An 8,926-nucleotide genomic window follows, 5' to 3' on the forward strand; every position below is an offset into this window, starting at 1 on the left:
GCGGAAGGGCGGACGGCCCGCCGCCCTTCCGCCGCACCCGGCAGGCACGGCACGTCCGCAGCACCCGGCGAGCCCGCCCCTCCCCCCGGTACGCCGAACGCCCCCGCATCCCCGCCGCCTCTCACTCGTTGGCCCCTACGTGTACAGCTACGACGTCTCCGCACCCGCCGGACGGTCGGCCACCGCCCCCCGCTCGATCCCGGGCATGCGCCCGTCGTACGACGCGGAGCACCCGCACTCGACGACCCCGATCTACGACGAGCTGTACTCCGAGTACCGACGGCTGTTCCGCGCCCTGCCCGGCGACCGCTCGGGCGAGGAGGATCTGAGGTTCACCGGCTTCGCGGTCCGCGACGGCCACCCGCTGCTCGGCGAGCAGCGCCCGTACCCGTCGGCGCAGCAGCAGGCCTTCCACACCTACGCGGGCCAGCCCTCCGGCCTCCCCCAGTTCATGCCGACGCAGTCGCACCACACCCCCACCCAGCACCACATCCCCCAGCACCACGCGCACACCCAGCACCACGCGCACACCCAGCACCACGCCCCCCAGCACCACGCGCACGTCCACCCCCAGCACCAGCACCAGCACCACCCCCAGCACCAGCCGACCCCCCACCCCGAGCCCATGGCCGCCATGGCCGCCACCGCCGCCACCAGCGACGGCCACGGCCAGGCCGGCCCCCCGGCTCCCCAGTTCACCAACGGCCAGGGCTGGGTCGCCGCCGGCTACCTCGGCGCGGTCCAGCACACCGTGCCCGCCCCGCCGCCGGCCCCGTCCCCGCTGCTGGGCACGGCCACCGGCCTCGCCACGGCCCCCGCCCCGACCGGCGGCCGCCACCGCCAGATGCTTTCGCTCCCCCCTGGCCGCACCGGCGACCACCACTGACGGGCGACCCCCGCCCGGCCCCCGCCCGTCCCCGACCGGCCCCCGCCCGTCCCCGACCGCGGCCTGAGCAAGCAGCCGAACCGTCGGTCGGCGCACACCACCGGCAGCGGAAACGCCCGAGGGCCCCGCCACCACCGGTGACGGAGCCCTCCAGCTCGTACAGCTACAGCTGCGACCTACTTCTTCTTGTTGTTGCGCTTCTCCCGCACCCGCACCGAGATCGAGATCGGCGTCCCGACGAAGCCGAACTCCTCCCGCAGACGACGCTCGATGAAGCGCCGGTACCCCGCCTCCAGGAAGCCCGAGGCGAACAGCACGAAGCGCGGCGGACGGATGCCCGCCTGGGTGCCGAACAGGATGCGCGGCTGCTTGCCGCCGCGGATCGGGTGCGGGTGGGCGGCGACCAGCTCGCCGAGGAAGGCGTTCAGGCGCGCGGTGGTGATGCGGGTCTCCCAGCCGTCCAGCGCGGTCTCGATCGCCGGGACGAGCTTCTCCATGTGCCGGCCGGTCTTGGCCGAGACGTTGACCCGCGGGGCCCACTGCACCTGGACGAGGTCGCGCTCGATCTCGCGCTCCAGGTAGTAGCGGCGCTCCTCGTCGAGCTGGTCCCACTTGTTGTAGGCGACGACGACGGCGCGCCCGGCCTCGACGGCCATCGAGATGATCCGGGTGTCCTGCTCGGCCAGGGTCTCGCTGGCGTCGATCAGGACGACCGCGACCTCGGCCTTCTCCAGCGCGGCGGAGGTGCGCAGCGAGGCGTAGAAGTCGGCGCCGGCGGTCAGGTGGACCCGGCGGCGGATACCGGCGGTGTCCACGAACTTCCAGGTCTTGCCGCCGAGTTCGATCATCTCGTCGACCGGGTCACGGGTGGTGCCGGCCAGCTCGTTGACGACCACCCGCTCCTCGCCGGCGACCTTGTTCAGCAGGCTGGACTTGCCGACGTTGGGCCGGCCGATCAGCGCGATCCGGCGCGGGCCGCCGGGGGCGGCGTCGCCGAAGGTCTGCGCCGGGGCCTCGGGCAGCGCGTCCATGACGGCGTCCAGCAGGTCGCCGGAGCCGCGGCCGTGCAGGGCGGAGACCGGGAAGGGCTCGCCCAGGCCCAGCGACCACAGGTAGGCCGCCTCGGCCTCGGTGGACGGGCCGTCGACCTTGTTGGCGCACAGGACGGTCGGCTTGCCGGCCCGGCGGATGAGCTTGATCAGGGCTTCGTCGGTGTCGGTGGCGCCGACGGTGGCGTCCACGACGAACAGGACCGCGTCGGCCTGCTCGATGCCCAGCTCGGCCTGCGCGGCGACCATGGCGTCGATGCCGAGGACGTCGATCTCCCAGCCGCCGGTGTCGACGACCTTGAAGCGGCGGCCGTTCCAGCTGGCCTCGTAGGTGACCCGGTCACGGGTGACGCCCGGCTTGTCCTCGACGACGGCCTCGCGGCGGCCGATGATGCGGTTCACCAGGGTCGACTTGCCGACGTTCGGGCGGCCGACGACGGCCAGCACCGGCAGTCGGACGTGCTCGGCGCCGTCCTCGCCCTCGAAGCCGTCGAGGTCGAAGCCCTCCTCGGCCGCGAGGGCCATGTACTCGGCGTAGTCGGCGGCGTCCAGCTCGCCGGGCCCGGCGGAGTGGTCTGCGGTCATGTTCGTCTGTTCCGTTTCCCGGCGCGGCCCTTCCCAGGGGCGTGCCGTGCGTACCTGCCCCGCTGGGGCAGCGCGATGGTTTCCTCCGCGGCACCTGACGGCCCGCGGTTCGTTCGATGGTCGGCCGGTCGTTCGAAGACCGGCCGTACCGGTCAGACCGACGACAGCCCGGCCCGCTCCTCCACCAGGGCGGTGATCCGGCCGATCACCTGCTCCAGGGTGAGCTCGCTGGTGTCCACCAGCACCGCGTCCGCGGCCTGGGTCAGCGGCGCCGTCTCCCGGGAGGAGTCGGCCGCGTCGCGGCGCGCGAGGTCGGCGGCCATCGCGGTGATGGTCGCCTCGTCCACGCCCTTGGCCCGCAGCTCGGCCGCCCGGCGCGCGGCCCGGGCCGACTCGGAGGCGGTCAGGAACACCTTGACGGTGGCCTGCGGGAACACCACGGTCCCCATGTCCCGGCCCTCGGCGACGATGCCGCGCTCGGCGACCTCGGCGCAGCCGCGCTGCAGCTCCACCAGCCGGGCCCGCACGGCCGGCACCGCGGCGACCGCGCTGACCTGCGCCGTCACCTCGGGGCCCCGGATCGGGCCGGAGACGTCCTGACCGTCCACCGTGATGGTCGGCCCGTCGGCGTCCGTACCGGACACGATGACGGGCTTGCCGCACGCGACGGCCACCGCCTCCGGGTCGTCGACGTCCACGTCGTTGGCCTGCATCCACCAGGTCATCGCCCGGTACATGGCGCCGGTGTCCAGGAAGCTCAGGCCCAGCCGGGCGGCGACCGCCCGCGAGACGGTCGACTTGCCGGAGCCGGAGGGTCCGTCGATGGCGACGACGACCGGGGCGTGCGCTCGGTCGGCAGTGTCCACGGGGCGAACCTCTCTCTGAGCATGCTGAGAACACGGGAGCCGGACGCCTGTGGGGGCGGACGGCCGGGGATTGTCTCCCTCAAGGTTAATGGACCGCGGCCGGACCCCGTCCCGGGCCGATCACCAGTACTCCGCCCCCGCCAACGCACCCGCCAGATCCGGCCCGCGCGACCTCCCCAACTGCACCGTGCCGTCCGGCAGCGGCAAGGCGGCGTACCAATCGTCGTCGCCCGCGCACCGGACCAAGCAGAAGTGGCTGAAGCGGATGAGTGCGACCGCACCCACGGGCCCGCCCTCCCGTCTCTCGACGGTGACGCCGTCCGCCCTCACCAGCTTGGCCCACGGGGACCCGCTGACCTCCCGCACCCGCTCGACCGTCCACCCCGGCGGCAGCTGCGCCGCCGCCAGCGCCGCCTGCTCGTTCGCCGGGTCGACGGGCTCCCGCTGCACCTCCAGCACGGCGTTCCCGAGCCGGGGCCGTACGTACTCGCCGTCCCGCTCGATGCCGAGCACCCCGCCGAGGAAGGCCATCTTCCGGATCCCGGCCGGGGTCTCCCACTGGAACGGCACCTTCGACACGTGCGAGGGGAAGGCGTTCTCCCGGAACCGCCCCCGCCCGTCCCGCCAGCGGAAGTCCGTACGCGGCTCGGGCCCCGAGAGTGTCTGGGTGTGGGCGAAAAAGACGGTGATCCAGCCGGAGACGAAGTCCCCGCCGGACTCCGACTCCCACTTGTACAGCGAACGCCAGAACCCCTCGTCCGCCGGCCCGCCGGCCGCCGTCGCCGCGATCTCCGCCAGCACCGGCCGCAGCCCCGCGAACCAGGGCCCGAGCGCCTCGGGCGACCCGAACCACTCCGCCAGCTCCCCGGCCCTCGCCGCCAGCAGCGCCCAGTCCTCGGCCGTGCCTTCCAGCCGGATCCGCGGGATGCCGCACAGCGTGAGCCAGCGGAATTCGTAGTACGGGCTGACCACGTCCATCAGCGCGACCAGCACCGCGGAGACGTCGTCCGGCGTGGTGGTCGAGAAGGTCGGCTGGAACAGCTCCACCAGCTCGGGCCCGATCTCCTTCGCCAGCGGCCCCCGGACCAGCCTGATCGACCGCGCCCAGTCCGCGTCGGCGCCCAGCAGGCTGTCGTCCCTGACTTCGATGGTCCGCTTCTCACCGGGGGTGGCGCTGAACAGCCCCTCGTACTGCTGAGCGTTCAGCCGTACGTGCAGCGCGATCTCGTGCACCACCGCGTACCAGAGCACGTCCGGCGACAGGCTCAGCGGCAGGTGCTCCGCGAAGGCGGTATGGGCGGCGCGCAGCAGCAGGCTCCAGGTCGGCTCGGGCTCGCCCTCGGGCCGCCGCTCCTCCGGACTGGCCAGCAGCGTCCCGGTGCTGCGGTGCAGCAGCTCGAACTCCCCGCCGACCACCGCCGCCAGGAACCCGTCGTTCCCGGCCTCCGTCAACTCCCCCACATCGCCCGGTACTTGGCCCTCACCGAGCGGAACGTCCACGATCATCGCGACTCCCCCGTCTCCAGCACCGCGTGCCCCAGCCGGGGCCGCAGGAACTCCCCGTCCCGCTCGATCCCGAGCACCCCGCCGACCAGCACCATGGACCGCTCGACGCCCAGGAGGTCCCAGACGAACGGCACCGTGGACAGGTGCGAGGGGAAGTCGTTCACCGCGAAGGCGTCCCGGTGGTACGAGGTGCCCGCGGCCTCGCGCCAGCAGAAGGTCTGCCGCAGCCGGGGCCCGTCCGGGGTCTGGGTGTGGGCGAAGAAGGCGGTGAGCCAGCCGGTCACCAGCGGGCCGCCGGACACCGACTCCCACTTGTACAGCGAACGCCAGAAGCCCTCGTCCACCGGGCCGCCCGCCGCCGTCGCGGCGATCTGCGCCAGCACCGGGCGCAGCCCGTCGAACCACGGCACCAGCCAGTCGAAGCGCTCCGCCAGCGCGTCCACCCGGCCTGCGAGCAGCGCCCAGTCCCCGGCGGTGCCCTCCAGCCGGATCCGCGGGATGCCGCAGCGGGTCTCCCAGCGGAAGTCGTAGTAGGGGCTGACCACGTCCATCAGCGCGACCAGGGCCGAGGCCTCGTCGTCCGGCGTGGTGGTGGAGAAGGCCGGCCGGAACAGCTCGACCACCTCCGCGCCGAGGGCCGCCACCAGGGGCTCCCGGACCAGCCGGACCGACCGGGCCCAGTCGGCGCCCCCGCCCAGCAGCGAGTCGTCCCGCACCACGAGCGCCCGCGAGCGGTCCGCCGCGCCGAACAGCGCCCGGTAGCGCGGCGGGTACATCCGTACGTGCACCGCGACCTCGTGCACCACCGCGTACCAGAGCACGTCCGGCGACAGGCTCAGCGGCAGGTGGTCGGCGAAGGCCGTGTGGGCGGCGCGCAGCAGCAGGCTCCAGGTCGGCTCGGGCTCGCCGGGCTCCGGTGCGGAGAACTCCGGCCGGACCGGCTGCGGCCGGGGCCGCTCGACCATCGCCGCCACGCTGCGGTGACGGACCAGGAAGTCCCCGCCCACCACCGCCCGCAGGAAGCGCTCGTTCCCGAGGTCCACCGGCTCGCCCGCGAACCCGTGCCGGGTCTCCCCCAGCGGCAACTCGATGATCACGCCCACTCCCCCTCCCCGCCCGCTCCCCCGTACCACCCCGACCCGAACCACCAGGCCCCGGACACGGCCCCGACCCGAACAGCGCCCCGCCCGGACACCGCCCCACCCGGACACCGCCCGGGAGCGTCAGTCCCGGACGCTCCACCCGCTCGCGCGCAGCGCCGCCGTGAGCCGCTTGACCGCCGTCGGCGCCACCGACAGCTGGACGAAGCCGACCTGCTGCCCGTCCGAGTGCTCGATCAGGACGTCCTCGATGTTGACCCCGGCCTCGCCGACCTCCCCGAACAGCCGGCCCAGCTCGCCCGGCTGGTCGCCGAGGACGACCGCGACGGTCTCGTACCGGGTGGGCGGGGCGCCGTGCTTGCCGGGGATGCGGGCCTGGCCGGTGTTGCCGCGCCGCATGACCGCCTCGATGCCCTCGGCACCGGAGCGGCGCATACCCTCCTCCTCGGCCTCCAGGGCACGCAGCGCGGTGACGGTCTCGCCGAGGTCGTTGGCGACCTCGGCGAGCACGTCGGCGACCGCGCCCGCGTTGGCCGACAGGATGTCGACCCACATCCCGGGGTTCGAGGCGGCGATCCGGGTCACGTCGCGCACGCCCTGGCCGGAGAGCCTTATGGCCGTCTCGTCGGCGTGCTCCAGCCGGGCCGCGACCAGCGAGGAGACCAGCTGCGGGGCGTGCGAGACCAGGGCCACGGCCCGGTCGTGGGCCTCGGCGTCCATCACGATCGGCACCGCGCCGCACAGCGCGACCAGCTCCAGCGCGGCGTTGAGCGTGTCGGTGTCGGTGTCGGCGGTCGGGGTGAGCACCCAGGGGCGGCCCTCGAACAGGTCGGCGCGGGCGGCCAGCGGGCCGGAGCGCTCGCGGCCGGCCATCGGGTGGCTGCCGATGTAGTGGACGGTGTCCAGGCCCAGCGTGGCGATCTCGCTGCCCGGGCCGGACTTCACGCTGGCCACGTCGGTGTACCAGTGCGCCAGGTTGCGGCGCTGGCAGTCCGCGAGGACCTTGCCGACCAGGGCCGGCGGGACGGCGATGATCGCCAGGTCGACCGGGCCCTCGGCCGGTTCGGTGATGCCGGCGCCGAGCGACTCGGCGGTGCGGGCGGCGTCCGGGTCCGCGTCCTCCAGATGGACGGTCAGCCCGCGTGCGGCCAGGGCCAGGGCTGCGGAGGTGCCGATCAGTCCGGTGCCGACGACGACGGCAGTGCGCATGGCGGGTGGCTCTCCTCGATCACGGTTTCTCGACGGGACGGTTCACACGGGCGGTGCTCGACGAACGGGCGGTGCTCAGCGGGTGCCGGAGGGCGCGACGAAGTACCGGAGCCGACCGGGCGCGCCCGCGCCCCATCCTCCCACCCGACGCCCCCCGCCGACCCCCGACCCCGCCAACCGTCACGCCCCGGCAACCAACGCCCCCGCTGACCGCCACGCCCCGGCAACCGCCACCCACCCGGCAACCACCGCGCCCCGCGCCCCGTCCCACCCAGTGCACACGCCGTGCCCCGGGAAATCCGGCGACGCCCGGCCCCCGGCGGGGCAGACTGGCCGCCCGGGGGACAGGCGGGGCGAGCCGCGGCACACCGGTCCACGGGACCACCGGGCCACGGGACTCCCGGGCCTCGGGACCACCGGACGCGAACGAAGGGGATGCGCATGGACGATCGACACAGCAGCCACACCGGGCCGTCGAAACGGCCGGCCGTACCGGCCCACCCGTCGGCCCTCGACTCCGTCGTGGTGTACGCCGAGGGCGCGGTGTGCCGGCGCCGGGCCACCGTCCCCCTCCCCCCGGACGGACGGCTGCGGCTGACCGGCCTGCCCGACTCGCTGCGCGCCGATTCGCTGCGCGCCCGGGTGCTGTCCGGACCGGCCGGCACCACGGTGGTCGAGGCCCGCCTCGAAACGCTCGCCGAGCTCCACGAGCCCGATGAACTCCCGCAGATGCAGCGCGAGTTGGACGAGGCCATGGAACACCAGGGCGCCCTGAACGAGCGCCACCGGCTGGTCCTGGCCGCGATCGCCGAGACCGCCGCGCTGCGCGCCGTCCCGCCCCAGCGCCGCCCCGACGAGCCGCTGCGCCGCACCCCGGCGGACGCCTGGCTGGAGCTCGCCGACTTCGTCGACGAACGGCTGGCCCGGCTCCAGGAGCGCTCCGAGCAGCTCACCCGGGAGATCGAACTCGCGGACCACGAGCGCCAGTTGGCCGCCGACCGGCTGGACCGCGCGTCCACCGCCGACCGCACCGAGCCGGTCGGCACCACCAGAACCGTCCTGCTCACCCTCACCACCGGCACCCCCGACGCCAACGCCCCCGAAACCGCCTCCGAAACCACCGCCCCCGACCGGATCGAACTGGAGCTGGAGCTGGAGTACGGCGTCCCCACCGCCCGCTGGGTGCCCGCCTACCGGCTCAGCCACCGCACCGGTGCCGACACCGCCCAGCTGGTCCTGCGCGCCGCCGTCGCCCAGCACACCGGCGAGGACTGGACGGGCGTCCGGCTCGCCCTGTCCACCGCCGACCTCGACCGCCGCACCGACCTCCCCCGACTCGCCTCCCTCCGGATCGGGCGCAGCCAGCCCGCCCCGCCGCCCTCCGGCTGGCGCGAGCCCCCGGCCGGCCTGTCCGACCTCTTCACTGGCTACGACGCGGCCACGGCCGACCGCCCCGCCCGCCGCCCTCGCCGCCGCAAGGTCCCGCTCCCGGTCCCGCCCGGCGCACCCGGGCCCGGCCGCCGCTTCTCGGCCCGGCGCGGCGGCGCCCGCCCGGACGGGCCCCGCGCCGAGGTCCTCGCGGACGAGGCGGCGCCCGCCGGCCCGTCCGGCGGCGGAATGCTCAGCGTCCCGGAGCGCCGGCACTCATGGGAGCCTCCTCATCCGTCCTTCGGTGGTCGCAGCCCACGATGCCGGGGCGGACCGTCGGCGTCGAAGGGATTGACT

Annotated in this window: 7 protein-coding genes; 2 read left to right on the forward strand and 5 right to left on the reverse strand. The window is 74.8% G+C overall.

Features of this window, described 5'->3' with window-relative positions; translation table 11 throughout:
* Window positions 1-139: 139 nt before the first annotated feature.
* Window positions 140-886 (forward strand): hypothetical protein, encoded by a 747-nt coding sequence (locus ACFXPX_RS42510; RefSeq protein WP_380644992.1) that lies wholly within the window; start codon window positions 140-142, stop codon window positions 884-886.
* Between the two features lie 176 nt (window positions 887-1,062).
* Here ACFXPX_RS42510 and der read toward each other — a convergent pair whose 3' ends face one another.
* From der to ACFXPX_RS42535, 5 genes are all read right to left on the reverse strand, one after another.
* Window positions 1,063-2,520, reverse strand: coding sequence for a ribosome biogenesis GTPase Der (gene der, locus ACFXPX_RS42515; RefSeq protein ID WP_375887112.1), 1,458 nt, complete (start codon window positions 2,518-2,520; stop codon window positions 1,063-1,065).
* 152 nt (window positions 2,521-2,672) lie between these two features.
* Window positions 2,673-3,386, reverse strand: a complete 714-nt coding sequence (cmk, locus tag ACFXPX_RS42520) for a (d)CMP kinase (RefSeq protein ID WP_380531289.1) — start codon at window positions 3,384-3,386, stop codon at window positions 2,673-2,675.
* Between the two features lie 120 nt (window positions 3,387-3,506).
* Entirely contained in the window at window positions 3,507-4,892 is a 1,386-nt protein-coding gene (locus ACFXPX_RS42525) for a DUF4419 domain-containing protein (protein WP_380586554.1), read from the reverse strand.
* A complete protein-coding gene (locus ACFXPX_RS42530) occupies window positions 4,889-5,989 on the reverse strand; it encodes a DUF4419 domain-containing protein (RefSeq protein ID WP_380531283.1) in 1,101 nt (366 codons plus the stop codon). The genes ACFXPX_RS42525 and ACFXPX_RS42530 overlap by 4 nt, the downstream gene beginning before the upstream one ends.
* A 126-nt stretch (window positions 5,990-6,115) precedes the next feature.
* Window positions 6,116-7,201 carry a prephenate dehydrogenase gene (locus ACFXPX_RS42535; RefSeq protein WP_380586551.1) on the reverse strand — a complete coding sequence of 362 codons (1,086 nt, stop codon included), beginning with the start codon at window positions 7,199-7,201 and terminating at the stop codon, window positions 6,116-6,118.
* 441 nt (window positions 7,202-7,642) lie between these two features.
* On the opposite strand from ACFXPX_RS42535, the gene ACFXPX_RS42540 reads away from it, so the two are divergent.
* Window positions 7,643-8,926, forward strand: a 1,284-nt coding sequence (locus ACFXPX_RS42540) for a DUF4139 domain-containing protein (protein ID WP_380644993.1), incomplete at its 3' end; no start/stop codon positions are given.

This window comes from Kitasatospora sp. NPDC059146 (assembly GCF_042786665.1).
Classification (GTDB): domain Bacteria; phylum Actinomycetota; class Actinomycetes; order Streptomycetales; family Streptomycetaceae; genus Kitasatospora.